Annotated in this window: 20 protein-coding genes; 10 read left to right on the forward strand and 10 right to left on the reverse strand. The window is 60.8% G+C overall.

From position 1 onward, the window contains the following. Positions 1 to 97 precede the first annotated feature (97 nt). Positions 98 to 286: a hypothetical protein gene (locus M0814_RS14810; RefSeq protein WP_003221145.1), complete on the reverse strand. Its 189-nt coding sequence runs from the start codon at positions 284 to 286 to the stop codon at positions 98 to 100. 68 nt (positions 287 to 354) lie between these two features. Continuing rightward, positions 355 to 942 (reverse strand): TIGR00730 family Rossman fold protein, encoded by a 588-nt coding sequence (locus M0814_RS14815; RefSeq protein ID WP_097089878.1) that lies wholly within the window; start codon positions 940 to 942, stop codon positions 355 to 357. 339 nt (positions 943 to 1,281) lie between these two features. Here M0814_RS14815 and azu point away from each other — a divergent pair, with 339 nt between their 5' ends. After that, entirely contained in the window at positions 1,282 to 1,728 is a 447-nt protein-coding gene (gene azu / locus M0814_RS14820; protein WP_003221151.1) for an azurin, read from the forward strand. Between the two features lie 198 nt (positions 1,729 to 1,926). Here the strand turns inward: azu and nadE are convergent, their stop codons facing one another. The 3 genes from nadE to M0814_RS14835 all read right to left on the reverse strand — a co-directional run bounded on the left by nadE (position 1,927) and on the right by M0814_RS14835 (position 5,108). Continuing rightward, the gene (nadE, locus tag M0814_RS14825) at positions 1,927 to 2,754 is read right to left on the reverse strand and encodes an ammonia-dependent NAD(+) synthetase (protein WP_103485073.1); all 828 of its coding nucleotides are present in this window, start codon (positions 2,752 to 2,754) and stop codon (positions 1,927 to 1,929) included. 4 nt (positions 2,755 to 2,758) lie between these two features. Continuing rightward, a complete protein-coding gene (gene pncB, locus M0814_RS14830; protein WP_003221154.1) occupies positions 2,759 to 3,982 on the reverse strand; it encodes a nicotinate phosphoribosyltransferase in 1,224 nt (407 codons plus the stop codon). A gap of 214 nt (positions 3,983 to 4,196) precedes the next feature. After that, positions 4,197 to 5,108 carry a LysR family transcriptional regulator gene (locus M0814_RS14835; RefSeq protein ID WP_045122271.1) on the reverse strand — a complete coding sequence of 304 codons (912 nt, stop codon included), beginning with the start codon at positions 5,106 to 5,108 and terminating at the stop codon, positions 4,197 to 4,199. 165 nt (positions 5,109 to 5,273) lie between these two features. On the opposite strand from M0814_RS14835, the gene M0814_RS14840 reads away from it, so the two are divergent. From M0814_RS14840 to M0814_RS14880, 9 genes are all read left to right on the forward strand, one after another. Beyond that, complete coding sequence (locus M0814_RS14840; RefSeq protein ID WP_103485074.1) at positions 5,274 to 6,764, forward strand: aldehyde dehydrogenase family protein; 1,491 nt, start codon at positions 5,274 to 5,276, stop codon at positions 6,762 to 6,764. Between the two features lie 224 nt (positions 6,765 to 6,988). Continuing rightward, entirely contained in the window at positions 6,989 to 8,272 is a 1,284-nt protein-coding gene (locus M0814_RS14845; protein WP_103485075.1) for an FAD-binding oxidoreductase, read from the forward strand. A 368-nt stretch (positions 8,273 to 8,640) separates the two neighbouring features. Further along, a complete protein-coding gene (locus M0814_RS14850) occupies positions 8,641 to 9,774 on the forward strand; it encodes an ABC transporter substrate-binding protein (RefSeq protein WP_103485076.1) in 1,134 nt (377 codons plus the stop codon). Between the two features lie 237 nt (positions 9,775 to 10,011). Then, positions 10,012 to 10,926: a branched-chain amino acid ABC transporter permease gene (locus M0814_RS14855; protein ID WP_003221160.1), complete on the forward strand. Its 915-nt coding sequence runs from the start codon at positions 10,012 to 10,014 to the stop codon at positions 10,924 to 10,926. A 3-nt stretch (positions 10,927 to 10,929) separates the two neighbouring features. Continuing rightward, on the forward strand, positions 10,930 to 12,231 hold the full coding sequence (gene livM / locus M0814_RS14860; protein WP_103485077.1) for a high-affinity branched-chain amino acid ABC transporter permease LivM: 1,302 nt from the start codon (positions 10,930 to 10,932) through the stop codon (positions 12,229 to 12,231). Beyond that, a complete protein-coding gene (locus M0814_RS14865; RefSeq protein WP_103485078.1) occupies positions 12,228 to 13,100 on the forward strand; it encodes an ATP-binding cassette domain-containing protein in 873 nt (290 codons plus the stop codon). The genes livM and M0814_RS14865 overlap by 4 nt, the downstream gene beginning before the upstream one ends. Then, positions 13,097 to 13,813 (forward strand): ABC transporter ATP-binding protein, encoded by a 717-nt coding sequence (locus tag M0814_RS14870; RefSeq protein ID WP_047600666.1) that lies wholly within the window; start codon positions 13,097 to 13,099, stop codon positions 13,811 to 13,813. Before M0814_RS14865 ends, M0814_RS14870 begins: the two co-directional genes overlap by 4 nt. Before the next feature lie 838 nt (positions 13,814 to 14,651). Next, a complete protein-coding gene (locus M0814_RS14875; protein ID WP_003221168.1) occupies positions 14,652 to 15,416 on the forward strand; it encodes an SDR family oxidoreductase in 765 nt (254 codons plus the stop codon). Positions 15,417 to 15,590: 174 nt separating this feature from the next. Further along, positions 15,591 to 16,496, forward strand: a complete 906-nt coding sequence (locus tag M0814_RS14880; protein ID WP_103485080.1) for a cation diffusion facilitator family transporter — start codon at positions 15,591 to 15,593, stop codon at positions 16,494 to 16,496. 130 nt (positions 16,497 to 16,626) lie between these two features. On the opposite strand, the gene M0814_RS14885 is transcribed toward M0814_RS14880, so the two are convergent. The 5 genes from M0814_RS14885 to ureE form a co-directional block, all read right to left on the reverse strand. Further along, entirely contained in the window at positions 16,627 to 17,760 is a 1,134-nt protein-coding gene (locus M0814_RS14885) for an AGE family epimerase/isomerase (protein ID WP_103486489.1), read from the reverse strand. 181 nt (positions 17,761 to 17,941) lie between these two features. Next, the gene (locus M0814_RS14890; RefSeq protein WP_003221174.1) at positions 17,942 to 18,514 is read right to left on the reverse strand and encodes a HupE/UreJ family protein; all 573 of its coding nucleotides are present in this window, start codon (positions 18,512 to 18,514) and stop codon (positions 17,942 to 17,944) included. A gap of 27 nt (positions 18,515 to 18,541) precedes the next feature. After that, the gene (ureG, locus tag M0814_RS14895) at positions 18,542 to 19,156 is read right to left on the reverse strand and encodes an urease accessory protein UreG (protein ID WP_003221176.1); all 615 of its coding nucleotides are present in this window, start codon (positions 19,154 to 19,156) and stop codon (positions 18,542 to 18,544) included. A gap of 24 nt (positions 19,157 to 19,180) precedes the next feature. Continuing rightward, positions 19,181 to 19,855, reverse strand: a complete 675-nt coding sequence (locus M0814_RS14900; RefSeq protein ID WP_103486490.1) for an urease accessory protein UreF — start codon at positions 19,853 to 19,855, stop codon at positions 19,181 to 19,183. Then, positions 19,852 to 20,352 (reverse strand): urease accessory protein UreE, encoded by a 501-nt coding sequence (gene ureE / locus M0814_RS14905; protein ID WP_003221180.1) that lies wholly within the window; start codon positions 20,350 to 20,352, stop codon positions 19,852 to 19,854. The genes M0814_RS14900 and ureE overlap by 4 nt, the downstream gene beginning before the upstream one ends. Positions 20,353 to 20,584: the final 232 nt, after the last annotated feature.

The following is a 20,584-nucleotide window of genomic DNA, read 5'->3' on the forward strand; positions in this document are numbered from 1 at the left end:
ATTCGATTTGGCCGGACGCGGGGGCCGCTTCGCGACCCATCGGGGATAAATCCCCTCGCCACAGATCGCTCCCTCTGGGAGCGAATCAGCAATCAGCTCAGGCGTCAGGCGCCTGGTCTTTCGGTGCATCAACAACATCATCATCGTTGTCAGTCGCCACTTCACCGTCAGGGTTCAGTGCCGCTTCTTCAGCCTGCTGTTTCTTGCGCTGAAGCTTTTCCTCTTTCTTCTTTTCCTTTTCCAGGTCTCGTTGACGTTTGGCGAAGGAGTAATTGGGTTTGGCCATGGGCGATCCTCTGGGGTCGAAGGTGAGGTTGAGCGGCGCGTATTCTGCCCTGTATCGGTGCCCGGCGGTTAGCCGGGTTTTTGGTCGACCCACTTGGGCGTGACGGTCGGCTTCCAGTTATCCAGGGCGTCGAGCAGCGTTTGTGCTGATTCGCTCACTTGCAGCATGTCACGGTGTGGGGCGCGAACGAAGCCTTCGCCGACGATATGGTCAAGAAAAGCGGTGAGTTTGCTGTAAAAACCGTTCACCTCAAGCAGCCCCAGCGGCTTGCCGTGGTAACCGAGCTGGCCCCAGGTCCAGACTTCGAACAGCTCTTCCAGCGTGCCGAGGCCGCCGGGCAACGCGATGAACGCATCGCTCAGTTCAGCCATGCGGGCCTTGCGCGCGTGCATGCCATCGACCACTTCGAGGCGCGTCAGGCTTTTGTGACCGATCTCCTTGTCCATCAGGCTTTGCGGAATGATCCCGATCACTTCGCCGCCAGCGGCCAGCGCGGCGTCCGCCACCAGGCCCATCAGGCCCACGGCACCCCCACCGTAAACCAGCGTCAGCTGGCGCTCGGCGAGTGCCCGGCCAAGGGCTCGGGCGGCTTCGGTGTAAGCCGGATCAGTGCCGGCGTTGGCACCGCAAAATACACAAACGGATTTGAGAGACATGCCTTCCTCCTGGGTCAATCCGTCACAGGGTAATGGCTGGCACGCCTTGATCCAAGGACTAAGCTTCGCGTTCTGGCGATTCAAAGGTACCGCTGGCGCCACAGGCGTAGGCGGCGAGCAAACTGCACAACAGACCGTTAAAGAACATGACAGGCACTCCGTTTCAGTAGATGCGCCGATCATAGGCCCGGCCGTGGATTCTGGCCGGTAGTTGTTTCGATGAGTGTCATAGCCTGAAAGTTGTATACAATTTTTGACTCAAGTCATAGGAACTTGCGAAGATTTCAGGCAGTCTTTCCACCATTAGTGTTTTTGTTAACCCTGCCTTGGAGATTCACCATGTTTTCCAAAGTTGTTGCGGTATCCCTGCTGGCGCTGGCCAGCAGCCAATTGATGGCTGCCGAGTGCAAAACCACCGTTGATTCCACCGACCAGATGTCCTTCAACACCCAGTCGATCGTGATCGACAAGAGCTGCAAGACGTTTACCGTTGAATTGACCCACTCTGGCAGCCTGCCGAAGAATGTCATGGGTCATAACGTTGTAATCAGCAAAGCGGCTGATATGGCCGGTATCGCTACTGACGGCATGAGTGCTGGCATCGACAAGAACTACCTGAAAGACGGCGACGAGCGTGTCATCGCTCACACAAAGATCATTGGTGCAGGCGAGAAAGATTCGCTGACCTTCGACGTTTCGAAGCTGGTAGCCAACAATGATTATGCTTTCTTCTGCTCGTTCCCGGGCCACAACTCGATGATGAAAGGCACCATTGCTGTGAAGTAAGCAGGCTCACCGCGTTATCGTTCTTCGCGAGCAAGCCCGCTCCCACAGGGTTTGTGTCGGTCACACATTTTGTGAACAACCGGGACACTGTGGGAGCGGGCTTGCTCGCGAAGAGGCCATCAGCATCGACAGGTGAACTGGCCAAAGAAAAGCCCGCTGAGGATCGCTCCTCAGCGGGCTTTTTCATTCGGTCGCCGATCAAGGCGCGAACGGCATGACCCGCTTGTGATGGGTCTTGTTGTAGGTGCTGACGATGATATCGAACGCTTCCTGACGCACCGGCTCGCCGTGCAGGAAGGCGTCGATCTCGGCGTAGGTCACGCCGTGGGAGGCTTCGTCCGGTTTGCCCGGCGACAGGTCTTCCAGATCCGCGGTCGGCACTTTTTCCACCAGCGATTCCGGTGCGCCGAAGCTGCGGGCAATCGCCCGGACCTGGTTTTTCACCAGACCGCTGAGTGGCGCCAGATCGCAGGCGCCGTCACCGAACTTGGTGAAGAAACCCATCACCGCTTCCGCCGCATGGTCGGTGCCGATCACCAGCCCGTGCGCCGCGCCGGCGATGGTGTACTGGGCGACCATGCGCATCCGCGCCTTGGTGTTGCCGAGCACGAAATCCACCGACACCGCATGTTTGCCTTCGAACGCCGCGACTTCACTGGCCAGGGATTTGACCGCCGGGCCGATATTCACGGTGTGGCGTTCGTCCGGGGCGATGAAGTCCACCGAAGCCTGGGCGTCGTGCTCATCGAACTGGGTTTCGTACGGCAGGCGCACGGCAATGAACTTGTAGGCGTCGTCGCCGGTGCGCTCGCGCAGCTCACGCATGGCGCGCTGGGCCAGCAGGCCGGCGGTCAGCGAGTCAACGCCGCCGCTGATGCCCAGCACCAGGGTCTTGAGGCCGGAATTGACCAGGCAATCCTGGATAAAGGTGATGCGCCGGGCGACTTCCGCTTCGAGGGCCTGATGCCCGGCGAATGGCGGTTGTACCTTGAGCTGTTCAGCAATCTCACGCTGTACGGCTTGCATGAATTCACTCCTTGCTAGATAGACTGGAATCGGCAGGAACCTGGAACACATGTCGCAAATAGGCGACGAAATTCGGGTCTTTGCAGTGGGTCTTGCCGGGCTCGTCGGAGATCTTCGCCACCGGCTGGCCGTTGCAGGCGGTCATTTTAAGCACGATGCTCATCGGTTCGACACCCGGAATGTCACAGGTCAGGTTGGTGCCGATGCCAAAGCTGACGTTGATCCGCCCGTGCAGCGCGCGGAAGATCTCCAGCGACTTGGGCAGGGTCAGGCTGTCGGAGAACACCAGGGTCTTGCTCATCGGGTCGATGCCGAGCTTGTGGTAGTGGGCGATGCATTTTTCGCCCCACTGCACCGGATCCCCGGAATCGTGGCGCAGACCGTCGAAGAGCTTGGCGAAAAACAGATCGAAGTCGCCGAGGAACGCGTCGGTGGTGATGCAATCGGTGAGCGCAATCCCCAGCAGGCCACGGTATTCGCGCACCCAGCAATCGAGGGCGGCGATCTGGCTGTCGATCAACCGTGGGCCGAGTTGTTGGTGGGCCATGATCCATTCATGGGCCATGGTGCCCAGCGGTTTCATGTCCAGCTCGCGGGACAGGTGAACGTTGCTGGTGCCGACAAAGCGCCCGGGGAAATCGTGCTTGAGCACGTTGACCACTTCTTCCTGCACGCGGTACGAAAAGCGCCGGCGGGTGCCGAAGTCGGCGACCTGCAATTGCGCCAGTTCGTCGGCCGAGGCGTTGGCGCTGAGCCAGTCGAACTTGCGATACAGCTGTTCGCGCGCCTGTACCAGCTCGATTTCCCGGTAGCGATAGCGGTTGCGCACTTCGCTGACGATCGCCAGCAGCGGCACTTCGTAGAGAATCACGTGCAGCCACGGACCGCGCAGACGGATGAACAGTTCGCCGTTCTCGATCCCGGTGTGCAGGTAGCGCAGGTTGAAGCGGAACAGGCCGAGAAAACGCAGGAAATCCGGTTTCAGGAAGGTGATGCGCTCGAGAAAACTCAACTGGTCGGCACTCAGACTCAGTTCAGCCAGGCGCTCGATCTGGTAACGAATCTCGGCCAGATACGGGCGCAGATCCTCGCTGTTACGGCAACGAAACTCCCATTCGACTTCGACGTTGGGGTAGTTGTGCAGCACCGCCTGCATCATCGTCAATTTGTAGAAGTCGGTGTCGAGCAGGTTCTGCACGATGCGATCGGCAAACACACTCTCGCTCATAAACGGGGTCTCCAGGTACACCGCGCGGATGCGCGGGATCAATCAATGACGCTAGTGGCGCATATCAGCGGTGGGGATTGCCAGCATTTTTTAAGAGCGTCGAGATCACCTGTGGGAGCGGGCTTGCTCGCGAATGCGGTGCATCAGTCACATTTGAATTGACTGACCCACCGCATTCGCGAGCAAGCCCGCTCCCACAGGGTTGTTGAAAACTCTATATCGGCGTCAGGTCCGGGCTATCAATCTGCTCCAGCATCCACTTCACAAAATCCCGCACCTTCGGCACTTCCGCCGCATGTTCCGGGTAGGCCAGGTAGTAGGCGTCGGAACTGGGCATTGCATGCTGCCAGGGAATGACCAGTTTGCCGTCGGCCAATTCCTCTTCCACCAGAAACCGTGGCAACAGCGCGACGCCGCAGCCGACCTGAGCGGCGCGGATGCACATGTAAAAGGTTTCGAAGCGCGGCCCGTGGTAGCTGTGCTCGGTGTGGTAACCCTGACTGTCGAACCAGTCATGCCAGGCCTGTGGGCGCGAGGCGTTTTGCAGCAGCACCAGATCGGTCAGTTGCGTCGGGTCGGTGAAGGGCTGATCCGGCACGCTGCCGGGTGCGCAGACCGGCACCAGCTCTTCGCCGAACAGCTTCAGGCACTCGGTGCCGGGGCGTGAGCCCTGGCCGAAATAGAACGCCAGATCGCTGCGCCCCTGTAGCAAATCGTCGGCCTCCTGCTCGTTGCACAAGTCGAGATGGATCGACGGATGGCGCAGACGCCAGCCTTTCAGGCGCGGTACCAGCCAGCGTGCGCCGAAGGTCGAAGGCGTCGAGACGCGCAGGACTTCGGTCTCGCCGCCGTAGGAACGCAGGTAATGCGTGGACATTTCCACCTGGGTGAGGATTTTTCGGACTTCCACCAGGTACAAATCTCCGGCCGGGGTCATCTGCAAACGCCGACGCACCCGGCGGAACAACAAGTGCTGCAACAATTCCTCAAGCTGCGCGACCTGTTTGCTGACGGCGCTCTGGGTCAGGTTCAGTTCTTCGGCGGCCCGGGTGAAGCTCAGGTGTCGGGTCACGGCTTCGAAGCACTGCAACGCGGTGATCGACGGCAAGTGTCGTTTGTTCAGCATGGGTGATCCCTTTTTCTTGTCTTTCTATGCGCAGCATGAATAAACGGAATGATATCTCGCGTAAAGGTCGTTTGTTGCCTCGCCGTACTGACGCTACAACTAAAGGCCTGCCCGGTCGCGACAATGCGTCCGCACACATTCAGTTTTTCGCTTGAGGAGTGACCCATGGTTGCCGCATTGCTTGATCGTCTTGGTGTGAACCCGGCCCTGTACCAGAACGGCAAAGTGCCGGTGCATTCGCCCATCGACGGCAGCCGCATCGCCGCCGTGAACTGGGAAGGCCCGGCCGAAGTCGAGCAGCACATCAGTCGCGCAGATCATGCTTTCGAGCAATGGCGCAAGGTGCCGGCGCCGCGCCGCGGCGAGCTGGTGCGTCAGTTCGGCGAAGTGCTGCGTGAGTACAAGGCTGACCTCGGCGAACTCGTGTCGTGGGAGGCGGGCAAGATCACTCAGGAAGGCCTCGGTGAAGTGCAGGAGATGATCGACATCTGCGACTTCGCCGTCGGTCTGTCCCGTCAGTTGTACGGCTTGACCATCGCTTCCGAGCGCCCGGGCCACCACATGCGTGAAACCTGGCATCCGCTGGGCGTGGTCGGCGTGATCAGTGCGTTCAACTTCCCGGTCGCGGTGTGGGCGTGGAACACCACGCTGGCGCTGGTCTGCGGCAACCCGGTGGTGTGGAAACCGTCGGAGAAAACCCCGCTGACCGCACTGGCCTGTCAGGCGCTGTTCGAGCGTGTGGTGAAGAATTTCAGCGATGCGCCGGCGCACCTGTGCCAGGTGATCATCGGTGGCCGTGATGCCGGCGAAGCGCTGGTGGATGACCCGCGTGTCGCGCTGATCAGCGCCACCGGCAGCACCCGCATGGGCCGCGAAGTGGCGCCGAAAGTCGCCGCGCGTTTCGCCCGCAGCATCCTCGAACTGGGCGGCAACAACGCGATGATCCTCGGCCCGAGCGCCGATCTGGACATGGCCGTGCGCGCCATTCTGTTCAGTGCGGTCGGCACCGCCGGTCAGCGTTGCACCACCCTGCGTCGCCTGATCGCCCATGAGTCGGTGAAGGAAGAAATCGTCACCCGCCTCAAGGCCGCGTACGCCAAAGTGCGCATCGGCCATCCGCTGGAAGGCAATCTGGTCGGCCCGCTGATCGACAAACACAGCTTCGAAAACATGCAGGACGCGCTGGAACAGGCGCTGAGCGAGGGTGGCCGGGTGTTCGGCGGCAAGCGTCAGCTGGAAGAGCAGTTCCCCAACGCCTACTACGTGTCACCGGCCATCGTCGAAATGCCGGAGCAGAGCGACGTGGTCTGCAGCGAAACCTTTGCGCCGATCCTCTACGTGGTCGGCTACAGCGACTTCCAGGAAGCGCTGCGCCTGAACAATGCGGTGCCGCAAGGCCTGTCGTCGTGCATCTTCACCACCGACGTGCGCGAGGCCGAGCAGTTCATGTCGGCGGTCGGCAGCGACTGCGGCATCGCCAACGTCAACATCGGCCCGAGCGGCGCGGAAATCGGCGGCGCGTTTGGTGGCGAGAAAGAAACCGGTGGCGGTCGTGAGTCGGGCTCCGACGCCTGGCGCGCGTACATGCGCCGCCAGACCAATACCGTGAACTACTCGCTGGAGCTGCCGCTGGCGCAGGGCATCACCTTCGACTGAGTTTGGAATGAAGCAGATCCTGGGAGCGGGCTTTTGTGGTGAGGGGATTTATCCCCGATGGGCTGCGCAGCGGCCCCAAAACATGCAATCGCGGAGTTTCAGATACACCGCATGCACTGGTTTTACGGTTGCTATGCAACCGATCGGGGATAAATCCCCTCGCCACAGGGCTTTATCCCACAGGATCAGCAGTGTGTTTGGCAGGTTTCTGTTGGAGTCTGGCAATGCCGTTACGCGAAGAATGTCTGTGGGAAAAACTCACGCCGCAACGCCCGGATAACACCGCGCTACGGGGCGAGGTCAAAGTCGATGTCTGCGTGATCGGCGCCGGGTTTACCGGGTTGTCGGCGGCGCTGCATCTGTTGGAGAAGGGCAAAAGCGTCTGCGTGCTCGAAGCGCATCGCGCCGGGCATGGCGGCTCCGGACGCAACGTCGGGCTGGTCAACGCCGGCATGTGGATCCCGCCGGACGAGATCGAAGCCGGATTCGGCGAAGCGGTCGGCAGTCAGCTCAACCGCATGCTCGGGGCGGCGCCGGCGCTGGTGTTCAGCCTTGTGGATAAATACAACATTGATTGCCAGTTGCGCCGCGAAGGCACCCTGCACATGGCGCACAACGCCAAGGGCGAAGCGGATCTGCGCAGTCGCGAGCAACAATGGAAGCGCCGCGGGGCGCCGGTCGAGCTGCTCACCGGCAAGGCCTGCGAACAAGCCACCGGTACGCAGAAGATTGCCGCCGCACTGCTCGACCGGCGTGCCGGCACGCTCAACCCGATGGCTTATGTCACTGGCCTCGCCAACGCGGTGAAGGGGCTGGGCGGGCAGATGTTCGATCACTCGCCAGTGACCCGTCTTGAGCGCGTGGGCCAGCAATGGTCAGTGCAGACCGAGCACGGTTCGGTGCTCGCCGAGCAAGTGGTGATCGCCTCCAACGCCTACACCGAAGGCGACTGGACCGAACTCAAGCGCAATTTCTTCCCCGGTTACTACTATCAGGTCGCTTCGGTGCCGCTGACCGAAGACGCGGCCCATGACATTCTCCCCGGCGGGCAGGGCTCGTGGGACACGCGGCAGGTGCTGAGCAGCATCCGTCGTGACAAGGATGGCCGGTTGTTGCTCGGCAGCCTGGGCAACGGCAATCAGAAACCGACGTGGTTCCTCAAAGCCTGGGCCGACAGGGTGCAGCAGCACTACTTCCCCAACCTGAAACCGGTGGAATGGGAATGCACCTGGACCGGGCGCATCGCCTTCACCCCCGATCATCTGATGCGGCTGTTCGAGCCGGCGCCCGGACTGGTGGCCGTCACCGGTTACAACGGCCGTGGCGTGACCACCGGCACCGTGGTCGGCAAAGCTTTCGCCGACTACCTGTGTAACGGAAATCCTCAAGCCCTGCCGATCCCCTTCGCACCGATGCAGCCCCTGGCCGGTGTCGGCCTGCGCAGTTGCCTGTACGAGGCCGGGTTCTCGCTGTATCACGCGGGCCAGTGCCTGCGCATCGTGATTTGAGTGTTGAAATATGTTGCCGGAAGCGGCGCTTTTCGATGCAGCGACTAGCCTGTAATGGTGCGGGTTGTAGCAGTCCCGCACCAGCAGTGTGCAGTTCGGTGACGCGAGCTGTTACAGGCTGGTTGCACGTCGTTTGGTGCCGCGGTTGCAATGATGGCGCAAGCGGGTTGCGCCTCAGATTTAAAAAGGTTTCACCTTCCGCGGTTTAGACGGTTGCACGCCCAATGAAAATGGGAACGAAACAGTCGAAATAACAAGAAAGCAGCGACTTTTTGAAGAATAAAAAACCGATGGCACGGCGCTTGCTCAGAGCATTCAGTGAAGTGAAGTCGCAGTGCCAACTAAAAAAAACCTTGGAGCACCACCTCATGTCCCAGACGTTTTACAAGAAAGGCTTTCTGGCCCTCGCAGTGGCTACTGCGTTGGGTGTTTCTGCGTTTGCTCAAGCTGATGTGAAAATCGGTGTAGCGGGTCCAATGACTGGCGCCAACGCGGCATTTGGCGAGCAGTACATGAAGGGTGCACAGGCAGCGGCGGACGCGGTCAACGCGGCGGGCGGCGTCAACGGCGAGAAAATCGTACTGGTCAAGGGCGATGACGCCTGCGAACCGAAGCAGGCGGTGACGGTTGCCAAGGACCTGGTGAACCAGAAAGTCGCCGGCGTGGTCGGTCACTTCTGCTCTTCCTCCACCATTCCAGCCTCGGAAATCTACGACGAAGCCGGCGTTATCGCGATCACCCCGGGCTCCACCAACCCGCAGGTGACCGAGCGCGGTCTGAGCGCGATGTTCCGCATGTGCGGGCGTGACGACCAGCAAGGCATTGTCGCTGGCGACTACATCGTCGACGTGCTCAAGGGCAAGAAAGTCGCGGTGATCCACGACAAGGACACCTACGGTCAAGGTCTGGCCGATGCGACCAAGGCTCAGTTGATCAAACGCGGCGTGACCCCGGTGATCTACGAAGGCCTGACCCGCGGCGAGAAAGATTTCAGCGCCCTGGTCACCAAGATCCGCGCCGCTGGCGCCGACGTCGTGTACTTCGGCGGTCTGCACCCGGAAGCCGGCCCACTGGTCAAGCAACTGCGCACCGAAGGCCTGAAAGACGTGAAGTTCATGTCTGACGACGGCATCGTCACCGACGAACTGGTGACCACCGCCGGCGGCCCGCAATACGTCGACGGCGTGCTGATGACCTTCGGCGCCGACCCGCGCCTGCTGCCGGAAAGCAAGGCCGTGGTCGAGCAGTTCCGCAAGGCCGGGACTGAACCTGAAGGCTACACCCTGTACGCCTACGCTTCGATTCAGGCCCTGGCGGCCGGTTTCAATGGCGCCAAGTCCAACAGTGGCGAAAAAGCCGCCGAGTGGCTGAAGGCCAACCCGGTGAAAACCGTCATGGGCGAGAAGTCCTGGGACAAGAAAGGCGACCTGAAAGTCTCTGACTACGTGGTTTACCAGTGGGACAAGGACGGCAAATACCATCAGCTGGAAAAACAGAAGTAAGGGCTGACGTGATCATCCGAACACCATGAACCCCTGTGGGAGCGGGCTTGCTCGCGAATGCGGGGTGTCAGTCGCCATCAACGGTAGCTGATACACCGCTTTCGCGAGCAAGCCCGCTCCCACAGGAGGCGATGGTGTTGGGGGGAACGTGTCTGCATTGCTCCGACGTAAATCTGTATTTTTCCTAGAAGAACCGCCCGCTCCGGTGGGCAGGTTCTCATTGCGTGAGATTGCGTTATGGATGGTATTTTCCTGCAGCAACTGGTCAACGGCCTGACCCTCGGGTCGGTCTATGGCCTGATCGCCATCGGCTACACAATGGTCTACGGCATCATCGGCATGATCAACTTCGCCCACGGCGAGGTTTACATGATTTCCGCTTACCTCGCGGCAATCAGTCTGGCTCTGCTGGCTTACTTCGGTATCGAATCCTTCCCGCTGTTGATGCTCGGCACGCTGGTCTTCACCATCGTCGTCACCGGCGTCTATGGCTGGGTAATCGAACGCGTCGCCTACAAACCTCTGCGCAACTCCACCCGACTGGCACCGCTGATCAGCGCCATCGGCATCTCCCTGATCTTGCAAAACTATGCCCAGATCAGCCAGGGCGCCCGCCAACAGGGTGTTCCGACGCTGCTCACCGGTGCCTGGCGCATCGACGTCGGCACAGGTTTCGTCCAGCTCACCTACACCAAGGTGTTCATTCTGGTCGCCGCGTTCGTCGGTATGGGCCTGCTGACCTACGTGATCAAGTACACCAAGCTCGGCCGCATGTGCCGCGCCACCCAGCAAGACCGCAAGATGGCTTCGATTCTCGGGATCAACACCGACCGGGTGATTTCCTACGTGTTCATCATCGGTGCAGCGATGGCGGCCCTGGCCGGCGTGCTGATCACCATGAACTACGGCACGTTCGACTTCTACGCAGGCTTCGTCATCGGCATCAAGGCGTTCACCGCCGCCGTGCTGGGCGGGATCGGCTCACTGCCCGGCGCGATGCTCGGCGGGATCATTCTCGGGATCTCCGAGTCGCTGTTCTCGGGCCTGGTCAACTCCGACTACAAAGACGTGTTCAGCTTCTCGCTGCTCGTACTTGTTCTGGTCTTCCGGCCTCAGGGTCTGTTGGGCCGTCCTCTTGTGTCGAAGGTGTAAGCGATGTCTTCAACCACCCAAAAATCCATCGATATCAAAAAAAGTCTGGTTGAGGCGATTCTTGCCGGCCTCATTGCCCTGATCGTGTTCGGCCCGATTGTCGGCGTCGTGCTCGAAGGCTACAGCTTCAATCTTGAGCCGACCCGCGTCGCGTGGCTTATCGGCATCGTGATGATTGGCCGTTTTGCCTTGAGTCTGTTTCTGCAAACGCCCAGGGGCCTGAAGATTCTCGACGGATTCGAGAGCACCGGCTCCGGTGTGCATGTGCTGCCTGCCGATCACAAATCACGCCTGCGCTGGATCATCCCGCTGCTGATTGTGCTCGCGGTCATCGTGCCGTTTGTCTCCAACTCGTACCTGCTGGGCGTGGTCATCCTCGGGTTGATCTACGTGCTGCTGGGGCTGGGGCTGAACATCGTGGTCGGTCTGGCCGGCCTGCTCGACCTCGGTTACGTGGCGTTCTACGCCATCGGTGCCTACGGTCTGGCGCTGGGTTATCAATACCTCGGGCTGGGCTTCTGGACCGTGTTGCCACTGGCGGCGATCACCGCGGGCCTGGCCGGCTGCATTCTCGGTTTCCCGGTGCTGCGTCTGCACGGTGACTATCTGGCGATCGTGACCCTGGGCTTCGGTGAAATCATCCGCCTGATCCTCAACAACTGGCTGTCGCTGACCGGCGGTCCGAACGGGATGCCGGCGCCACTGCCGACGTTCTTCGGCCTGGAATTCGGCAAACGGGCCAAGGATGGCGGGGTGCCGTTCCATGAGTTCTTCGGCATCGCCTACAACCCGGACGTGAAGTATTACTTCATCTACGCGGTGTTGTTCCTGGTGGTGCTGGCCGTGCTGTACATCAAGCATCGTCTGGTGAAAATGCCGGTGGGCCGCGCCTGGGAAGCCTTGCGCGAAGACGAAATCGCCTGCCGCTCGATGGGCCTGAACCACGTGCTGGTCAAGCTCTCGGCGTTCACCATTGGCGCATCGACGGCGGGTCTGGCCGGGGTGTTCTTTGCCACCTATCAAGGCTTCGTCAACCCGACCTCGTTCACCTTCTTCGAGTCGGCGCTGATCCTCGCCATCGTCGTGCTCGGCGGCATGGGCTCGACCATCGGCGTGGTGATTGCAGCGTTCGTGCTGACGGTTGCCCCGGAACTGCTGCGCGGCTTCGCCGAATACCGCGTGCTGCTGTTCGGCATTCTGATGGTGTTGATGATGATCTGGCGACCACGCGGGCTGATCCGCATCAGCCGTACCGGGGTCACTCCACGCAAAGGTGCCATTCACTATGAGAGGACTGCGCCATGAGTGAAGTCGTACTCTCTGTGGAAAAACTGATGATGCACTTCGGTGGCATCAAGGCCTTGAGCGATGTCAGTCTCAAGGTCAAACGCAACTCGATCTTCGCTCTGATCGGCCCCAACGGCGCCGGCAAGACCACGGTGTTCAACTGCCTGACCGGTTTCTACAAGGCCTCCGGCGGCAAGATCGAACTCAACGTGCGCGGCAAGCAGACCAACGTCATCCAGCTACTGGGCGAATCGTTCAAGCCGACCGACTTCGTGTCGCCGAAAAGCTTCCTCAGTCGCCTGTACTACAAGATGTTCGGCGGTACGCACCTGGTGAACCGCGCCGGCCTGGCCCGGACGTTCCAGAACATTCGCCTGTTCAAGGAAATGTCGGTGCTGGAAAACCTGTTGGTGGCGCAGCACATGTGGGTCAACCGCAACATGCTCGCCGGCATCCTCAACACCAAGGGCTACCGCAAGGCCGAAAGCGATGCCCTGGACTGCGCCTTCTACTGGCTGGAAGTGGTCGATCTGGTGGACTGCGCCAACCGTCTGGCCGGTGAACTGTCCTACGGTCAGCAACGCCGTCTGGAGATCGCCCGGGCCATGTGCACGCGGCCGCAGATCATCTGCCTCGACGAACCGGCCGCCGGCCTCAACCCTCAGGAAACCGAAGCGCTGAGCGCGATGATCCGGCTGCTGCGCGACGAGCACGATCTGACCGTAGTGCTGATCGAACACGACATGGGCATGGTCATGAGCATTTCCGACCACATCGTGGTGCTGGATCACGGCGTGGTCATCGCCGAAGGCGGGCCCGACGCGATCCGCCATGATCCAAAAGTGATTGCCGCCTACCTGGGCGCCGACGAAGAGGAGCTGGTATGAGCAAACCGATCCTCGAACTGAAAGACCTGGACGTGTTTTACGGCCCGATCCAGGCCCTCAAAGGCGTGTCGCTGCAGATCAACGAAGGCGAGACCGTCAGCCTGATCGGTTCCAACGGCGCGGGTAAATCGACGCTGCTGATGTCGATCTTCGGCCAGCCGCGCGCGGCGGGCGGGCAGATCCTCTATCAAGGCGTCGACATCACCCACAAGTCCTCGCACTACATCGCCTCCAACGGCATCGCGCAGTCGCCGGAAGGACGACGGGTTTTCCCCGACATGACTGTCGAGGAGAACCTGCTGATGGGCACCATCCCGATTGGCGACAAGTACGCCAAGGAGGATATGCAGCGCATGTTCGAGCTGTTCCCGCGGCTCGAAGAGCGCCGTACCCAGCGGGCGATGACCATGTCCGGCGGCGAGCAGCAAATGCTCGCCATCGCCCGTGCGCTGATGAGCCGGCCGAAACTGCTGCTGCTCGATGAACCGAGCCTGGGCCTGGCGCCGATCGTGGTGAAACAGATCTTCGCCACCCTGCGGGAACTGGCGAAAACCGGCATGACCATTTTCCTCGTCGAGCAGAACGCCAACCATGCGCTGAAGCTGTCGGATCGGGCGTACGTGATGGTCAACGGCGAGATTCGCCTGACTGGCACTGGTAAAGAGCTGCTGGTGAATGAGGAGGTGCGTAACGCCTATCTGGGCGGGCACTGATTCTTCATGCGTTGTCCACAAGCCCCGCGACGAAAGTCCCGGGGCTTTTTACATCTCAAGTCCAGCACAAGTCCCTTGTGGGAGCGGGCTTGCTCGCGAAGAGGGTGTGTCAGATAACGCCGTGTTTGATGACACACCCTCTTCGCGAGCAAGCCCGCTCCCACAGTTGATCTACGCCAGATTTCAGAATTGTGGAAAACAAATTCCCACACCTGCCGAAGCGCGACATATAGACGCTGCAAATGGCTGTTTTTCCACAGTTTCGACTTGTCCCCGTTTGCTGTGGAGCTGGCTGTGAATAACGTGGGTGTAGCTGTCTGCAAGCCATTGGAACCGTGGCTTGTAGCGTGGTGATTGTTTTTTGATCAGGTGCTTTTGCGATAACGATAGACGCCTTTGTCAACCTTTTTATGGCCGCTGAAGAATCGGCAATTCCATGTGCGCAAGCTTGTGGATAAGTCTGTGATTAAACTCTGGAAAGACCGCGCGGAGCACCGTGATTACTGGCCTCGCGCAAAGACTGCTGTGACCGTGCAGTCGTGCAGAATGCCATCACCGGCACAACTGCCAGATCAGGGTCAAGCAAAAAACTTTCTATTTCGCCCGCAAAGCCTTGTGTGGCGCGGCTTTACGCTTTTTCACTTGCCCCCGGAAACTGTGGAAGGGGCTGTGGATAACATGCGTGCACATGGCTACAGGCCACGGTGCATATGGCGTGGCGGCCATTGATCAATTAATGAGCAGGATTCGGTGGTTGCCGGTTAAAGCGGGGCCGGGCATGCTGCCTGCTGATTGTCCATTCCAATGACCGCACGGCGGTCGATGCAAGGAGAACACGATGTCCAACACCCTGTTTATTACCGGCGCGACGTCCGGTTTTGGTGAAGCCTGCGCCCGTCGTTTTGCCGAGGCAGGCTGGAAACTGGTGCTGACCGGTCGTCGTGAGGAACGCCTCAATGCGCTGTGCGCAGAACTGTCGAAGCAGACCGAAGTGCATGGTCTGGTGCTCGACGTGCGTGACCGCAAGGCGATGGAAGAGGCAATTGCCAATCTGCCGCCGTCGTTCGCCAAGCTGCGTGGCCTGATCAACAACGCCGGGCTGGCGCTGGGCGTCGATCCGGCGCCCAAATGCGACCTCGACGACTGGGACACCATGGTCGATACCAACGTCAAAGGCCTGATGTACAGCACCCGTCTGCTGTTGCCACGGTTGATCGCCCACGGCCGTGGCGCCGGCATCGTCAACCTCGGCTCCATCGCCGGTAACTACCCGTACCCGGGCAGCCACGTGTATGGCGCGACCAAGGCGTTCGTCAAGCAATTCTCGCTGAACCTGCGCTGCGACCTGCAGGGCACTGGCGTGCGCGTCAGCAACATCGAGCCCGGCCTGTGCGAAAGCGAATTTTCGCTGGTGCGTTTTGCCGGTGATCAGGAGCGCTACAACGCGACCTACGCCGGGGCCGAGCCGATCCAGCCGCAGGACATCGCCGAGACCATCTTCTGGGTACTCAACGCGCCAGCACACATCAACATCAACAGCCTGGAGCTGATGCCGGTGAGCCAGACCTGGGCCGGGTTTGCGATCGAGCGTAACAAGGCCTGACACCGCGTTGAGGCCATTCGCGAGCAAGCTCGCTCCCACATTTGATCGCGGTCTCATGTGGGAGCGAGCTTGCTCGCGAAGGGGCCGTCACAGGCAATAAATACCGATAAGGTAAACTCTCCTCGCAACAACCCCACCGCACCCTGCGGTTTTCAAGGTTTTCGAGGAGTTAAAGTGAGTAACCGAGGTGAGCAGTCACTGCTCAAACAATCGACCATCCTGATGTTCGCGGTGTCGATTGCCGGGATCGCTACCGGTTTTGTTTCAGGTTCCCAATCCATCCTTTTCGATGGTTTTTTCTCGCTGATCGCAACGTTCATCAAAGTGCTGATGCTGATCACCGCCCGGCTGATCGCCAAAGAGAGCAATCACCGCTTCCAGTTCGGTTTCTGGCATCTGGAGCCGATGGTGCTGCTGATCGAAGGCAGCTTCCTGCTGTTGATCGCGATCTATGCCTTTCTCAACGGTGTGTTCGGCATCATCAACGGCGGCCGCGAGATCGAACTGGGCTTGGTGATCATTTATGCGGCGGTGTTCACCGTCGTCGAGTTCGCCTACTTCTTCTACGTGCGTCGGCGCAATCGCAAGCTCAAGTCCAGCCTGATCCAGTTCGACAACATCAGCTGGCTGGTGGATGCGATGCTCTCGGTCGGCCTGTTGATCAGTTTTCTCGCCGCGTTGCTGCTCAAGGCCCAGGGCTTTGACGAGTGGGCGAAGTTTGTCGACCCGCTGATCCTGATCGTCCTGGCGCTGACCATGTTGCCACCGGCGTTCAAGATCCTCGGCCCGGCGTTGCGCGATGTACTGGGTATTGCCCCGGACACCCTGGATGATCAGGTGCGCCAGGTGATGGAGGCGGCAAAGGTCGAGCATGGTTTCGACGATTACGTGACCTACGTGCAGAAGCACGGGCGGGCGCGGTTCATCGAGATTCATGTGGTGTTGCCGGCGGATTACCGGCTGCAGAGCGTGGGGCAGCTGGATGCGTTGCGTGAGGAGATTTCGGCGCAGCTTGGCGAGCCGGATGCGGCGCGCTGGTTGACCATCAGCTTCACCGGTGACAAGCAGTGGATTGCCTGATTCAGAGCTGCTGAATCTCCTGTGGCGAGCGAGCTTGCTCGCGCTGGGCTGCGAAGCGGCCCCAGATTTTTGTGAGTGCTGCGCACTCAAGCGGGAGCAAGCTCCCTCGCCACAGGATAGGTTCAGTCAGTTAGTTCAGATATTCGGCTAAACCGCTGTAGCACGTCGCCAAGTGATAAGGCGTCGTCGAAGGCATGTCCTTGCGGCTGACCTCTCCCTGTTCATCCCGGCATTCATGCCACCCGCCCACATGCAGAAATCGCTGTTGCAGCGCCTGCAACTGGCGCAACACTGTAGCTTCGCTGCCCGCACGCAAGGTCAGCGCGCGCAGGTATTCAGCCTGCGCCCAGATCCGCTGAGTCGAATCTTTCGGGCGACCGTCCAGTTGCAGATCGAGCATCGCCCGCACCGCACCTGAAGGTTGTTCAACGCCGAATTGCTCGGTGAAAGCGAATGCCCGGTCCAGCGCTGTATGCAGTTTCGAACCACGCAGCAGGGCTGAAGACTCGAGCAGGAAATACCATTCGAACTGATGCCCCGGCTCGTACCAGTTATCCACAGCCCCCAGTGGTTTCTCCATCAACACGCCATGTTGCGGGTCGACGAACTGCTTGTGCATGGCTGTGCATAACTCCACCAGCGCTTGCTGCGTCGCCGCGTCCTCACGTACCGCGAGGGTGGCGAGGAACGCCTCGGCCAGGTGCATCAGCGGGTTTTGCAGCGGGCCGGTTTGCAGGGTGATCCAGTCGCGGTCCAGGCACGCTTCGTACAGGCCGTCACCGGTGGTGAAGCGCCGGGCGATGACTTCCAGTGCGGCGTTGAGTGTGGACTCCACCAGCGGCTCACGGGACTTGGCCCAGTAATGGGCGCAGGCGAACAGGATGAAAGCGTGGGTGTAGAGATCCTTGCGCTGATCCAGCGGCTTGCCTTGCGCGTCGATGCTGTAGAACCAGCCGCCGTGCTCGGCGTCGTGGAAATGCCGTTGCAGCGAGCGGAACAGCGCGGCGGCGCGCACCTCGGCGTTATCCACAACCCCGATCAGGCTGGAAAACAGGTACAGCTGCCGTGCGCAGGCCATCGCCCGGTAGCGTTGCGGCGGCAGCGGCTGGTGTGCGGCGTCCAGTGCTTCGTAGGGCAGCGCCATGTCGGCGTTCCAGCCCGGGCCTTGCCAGAGCGGCACGATCACGTTCAGAAAGTGCTGTTGCACATCACTGAACAGGGCGGTCAATTCGGGCAGAGAGGTGGAGCGGGAAGCATGGGGCATTGGCGGACGTCGTCACGGCTGGGGCGATTGCGCGACATGGTAGCAGAGCGACGGCCTGATGAGACGCGGTGTCTGTCAGTCCGCCTTCGCGAGCAAGCCCGCTCCCACGGTGGATTTGTAGCGTACACAAAACCTGTGGGAGCGAGCCTGCTCGCGAAGAGGCCGGTTCAGGCGATAAAGATCAGCCGGCCAGCAACCATGCACCGGTCACCGCCGAAGCAGCCCCCGCCACTCGCACCAATGGTGCAGCAGCCTGAGGCAACACGCGCACCAGGCCATAACCCGCCGCATGCAGCGCCGCAGTCGCCGCGACGAAACCGGCGGCATACGCCCAAGGGCTGCTCATGTCCGGCAGTTCCAGGCCATGCGCCACACCATGGAACAGCGCAAACAACGCCGTCGCCGCCACCGCCATTACCAGCGGCGGACGCACCGCCAATGCCACGGCCAGGCCCAGCGCCAGCACCGAAGCCGCAATCCCGCTTTCCAGCGCCGGCAGTTGCAGCCCTTCAAAACCGAGCATGCCGCCGATCAGCATGGTGCCGACGAATGTGCAGGGCAGCGCCCAGCGTGCCGCGCCTTGCTGCTGCGCGGCCCACAGGCCGACCGCAACCATCGCCAGCAAGTGGTCGAGGCCGCCGATCGGGTGGCTGATGCCGGCGATCAAGCCGCTGTCGCCGTGGCCCGGGTGGGCGAAGGCCAGGGCCGGGGTCAGCAGCAGCGCCACGGCGCCGAGAATGCGTTTGAGTGTCATGGATAAGCTTCCTTGTTGGTCATTGAATCAGGCGGCGTTCAGCAGGCCCTGGCGCTCGATGAAGGCGATGATGTCTTCCAGGCCCTGGCCGGTTTTCTGGTTGCTGAAGACGAATGGCTTGCCGTTGCGCATGCGCTTGGTGTCGCTATCCATCATTTCCAGCGAGGCACCGACCAGCGGCGCCAGGTCGATTTTGTTGATCACCAGCAGGTCGGACTTGCAGATCCCCGGGCCGCCCTTGCGTGGCAGTTTGTCGCCGGCCGAGACGTCGATCACGTAGATGGTCAGGTCCGACAGCTCCGGGCTGAAGGTCGCCGACAGGTTGTCGCCGCCGGACTCCACCAGAATCAGGTCCAGCCCCGGAAAGCGCCGGTTCAGTTGATCGACCGCTTCGAGGTTGATCGAGGCGTCTTCGCGGATTGCCGTGTGCGGGCAGCCGCCGGTCTCCACGCCGATGATCCGCTCCGGCGCCAGCGCTTCGTTGCGCACCAGAAAGTCGGCGTCTTCGCGGGTATAGATGTCGTTGGTGACGACGGCCAGGTTATAGCGGTCGCGCAGCGCCAGGCACAGGGCCAGGGTCAACGCGGTTTTGCCGGAACCGACCGGGCCGCCGATGCCGACGCGCAGGGGTTGTGTGTTCATGTGCTTCTCCAAGATGACAGGGCCCTAGGAACGGAAAAGTCGGCTGTACTGGCGCTCATGCGCCATGCACGCCAGGGACAGGCCGAACGCGGCGCTGCCGAGGTGTTCGGGATTGATTTGGCTGGCGTCCTGCTGCGCCTGTTGCAACAGCGGCAGCAATTCGCTGGTCAGGCGCTGGGCGGCTTGCTGGCCCAGCGGCAGGGTTTTCATCAGCACCGCGAGCTGGTTTTCCAGCCAGCTCCACAGCCACGCGGCGAGGGCGTCCTGCGGGCTGATCTGCCAGGCGCGGGCAGCCAGTGCCCAGCCGAGGGCCAGGTGCGGTTCCGCGCATTGCTCAAGAAAGCTGCGGGCCGGCGCGTCGAGTTCCGGCAGACCGTTGAGCAACTGCTGCAGTGAGTAACCCATCTGCCGGCTCTCCAGATGCAGTTCGCGGGTCTCGCGGCTGGCCCGGTGGGTTTCGCAAATACGCAGCAACTCGGGCCAGTTTTCGTCGGCAGCGGCCTGACAATGGGCGAGCAGCAGCGGCGCCTCGAAACGCGCGAGGTTGAGCAGCAATTGATCGCTGATCCAGCGCCGGGCACTGTCCAGGTTGTGCACGCGGCCGTTATCCACCGCCATTTCCAGGCCTTGCGAATAGCTGTAGCCGCCAATCGGCAGTTGCGGACTGGCCAGGCGCAACAGCGCCCAGGCTGGGTTCATAAACGAACGCCGAACTGGTGCAGTTTCGGCGCGTAGTTGAAGTCCTCGTCGCCGTGCCGCGAATGATGATGGCCGCCGCCGTAGGCACCGTGTTCCGGCTGGAACGGCGCTTCAATCGCTTCGACCTGCGCACCGAGCTGTTCGAGCATCGCCTTGAGCACGTAATCGTCAAGCAGGCGCAGCCAGCCGTCGCCGACTTGCAGGGCAACGTGGCGGTTACCGAGGTGATAGGCGGCGCGGGTCAGTTCGAAGGCGTTGGCGCAGGTGACGTGGAGCAGTTGCTCGGGGCGAGCGCAGACGCGAACGATGCGGCCGTCTTCGGCCTGCAGGCATTCGCCGTCATATAACGGTGCCTGACCGCGCTCCAGAAACAACCCGACGTCTTCGCCATCGGCACTGAAACAGCGCAAACGGCTCTTGCTCCGCGCTTCGAAGGTCAGGTGCAACTCGGCGGACCAGACAGGTTGAGGGTCGATTCTGCGATGAATCACCAGCATCGGAAAGCTTCCAGCAGTGGACTTGTAGAGAGGGCTAGAGCAAGGGGCTTGCCAACCGGCCGAGATGTAGGAAATCCCTGTCGGAGCGTAGTGGATGTTTCAAGATGTTGCAGAATTTTGGAAGGTTTTGGTGCGTGAAGATTTTTACATGCACCAAATATGGGCGGCGCAAAACCAATGTGGGAGCGGGCTTGCTCGCGAAAGCGGTAGGTCAGTCACTTTATTGTTGACT

It is taken from the genome of Pseudomonas sp. MWU12-2020 (assembly GCF_023100605.1).
Taxonomy (GTDB): Bacteria; Pseudomonadota; Gammaproteobacteria; order Pseudomonadales; family Pseudomonadaceae; genus Aquipseudomonas; species Aquipseudomonas fluorescens_H.

Coding starts and splice junctions, on each gene's coding strand:
- M0814_RS14890 (WP_003221174.1), bottom strand. CDS start 18,514: ATGACACTCAAACGCATTCTCGGCGCCGTGGCGCTGCTGCTGACCCCG.
- livM (WP_103485077.1), top strand. CDS start 10,930: ATGTCTTCAACCACCCAAAAATCCATCGATATCAAAAAAAGTCTGGTT.
- M0814_RS14855 (WP_003221160.1), top strand. CDS start 10,012: ATGGATGGTATTTTCCTGCAGCAACTGGTCAACGGCCTGACCCTCGGG.
- ureE (WP_003221180.1), bottom strand. CDS start 20,352: ATGCTGGTGATTCATCGCAGAATCGACCCTCAACCTGTCTGGTCCGCC.
- M0814_RS14900 (WP_103486490.1), bottom strand. CDS start 19,855: ATGAACCCAGCCTGGGCGCTGTTGCGCCTGGCCAGTCCGCAACTGCCG.
- M0814_RS14810 (WP_003221145.1), bottom strand. CDS start 286: ATGGCCAAACCCAATTACTCCTTCGCCAAACGTCAACGAGACCTGGAA.
- M0814_RS14835 (WP_045122271.1), bottom strand. CDS start 5,108: ATGCTGAACAAACGACACTTGCCGTCGATCACCGCGTTGCAGTGCTTC.
- azu (WP_003221151.1), top strand. CDS start 1,282: ATGTTTTCCAAAGTTGTTGCGGTATCCCTGCTGGCGCTGGCCAGCAGC.
- M0814_RS14885 (WP_103486489.1), bottom strand. CDS start 17,760: ATGCCCCATGCTTCCCGCTCCACCTCTCTGCCCGAATTGACCGCCCTG.
- M0814_RS14870 (WP_047600666.1), top strand. CDS start 13,097: ATGAGCAAACCGATCCTCGAACTGAAAGACCTGGACGTGTTTTACGGC.
- M0814_RS14840 (WP_103485074.1), top strand. CDS start 5,274: ATGGTTGCCGCATTGCTTGATCGTCTTGGTGTGAACCCGGCCCTGTAC.
- M0814_RS14845 (WP_103485075.1), top strand. CDS start 6,989: ATGCCGTTACGCGAAGAATGTCTGTGGGAAAAACTCACGCCGCAACGC.
- M0814_RS14850 (WP_103485076.1), top strand. CDS start 8,641: ATGTCCCAGACGTTTTACAAGAAAGGCTTTCTGGCCCTCGCAGTGGCT.
- M0814_RS14875 (WP_003221168.1), top strand. CDS start 14,652: ATGTCCAACACCCTGTTTATTACCGGCGCGACGTCCGGTTTTGGTGAA.
- M0814_RS14815 (WP_097089878.1), bottom strand. CDS start 942: ATGTCTCTCAAATCCGTTTGTGTATTTTGCGGTGCCAACGCCGGCACT.
- pncB (WP_003221154.1), bottom strand. CDS start 3,982: ATGAGCGAGAGTGTGTTTGCCGATCGCATCGTGCAGAACCTGCTCGAC.
- M0814_RS14865 (WP_103485078.1), top strand. CDS start 12,228: ATGAGTGAAGTCGTACTCTCTGTGGAAAAACTGATGATGCACTTCGGT.
- ureG (WP_003221176.1), bottom strand. CDS start 19,156: ATGAACACACAACCCCTGCGCGTCGGCATCGGCGGCCCGGTCGGTTCC.
- nadE (WP_103485073.1), bottom strand. CDS start 2,754: ATGCAAGCCGTACAGCGTGAGATTGCTGAACAGCTCAAGGTACAACCG.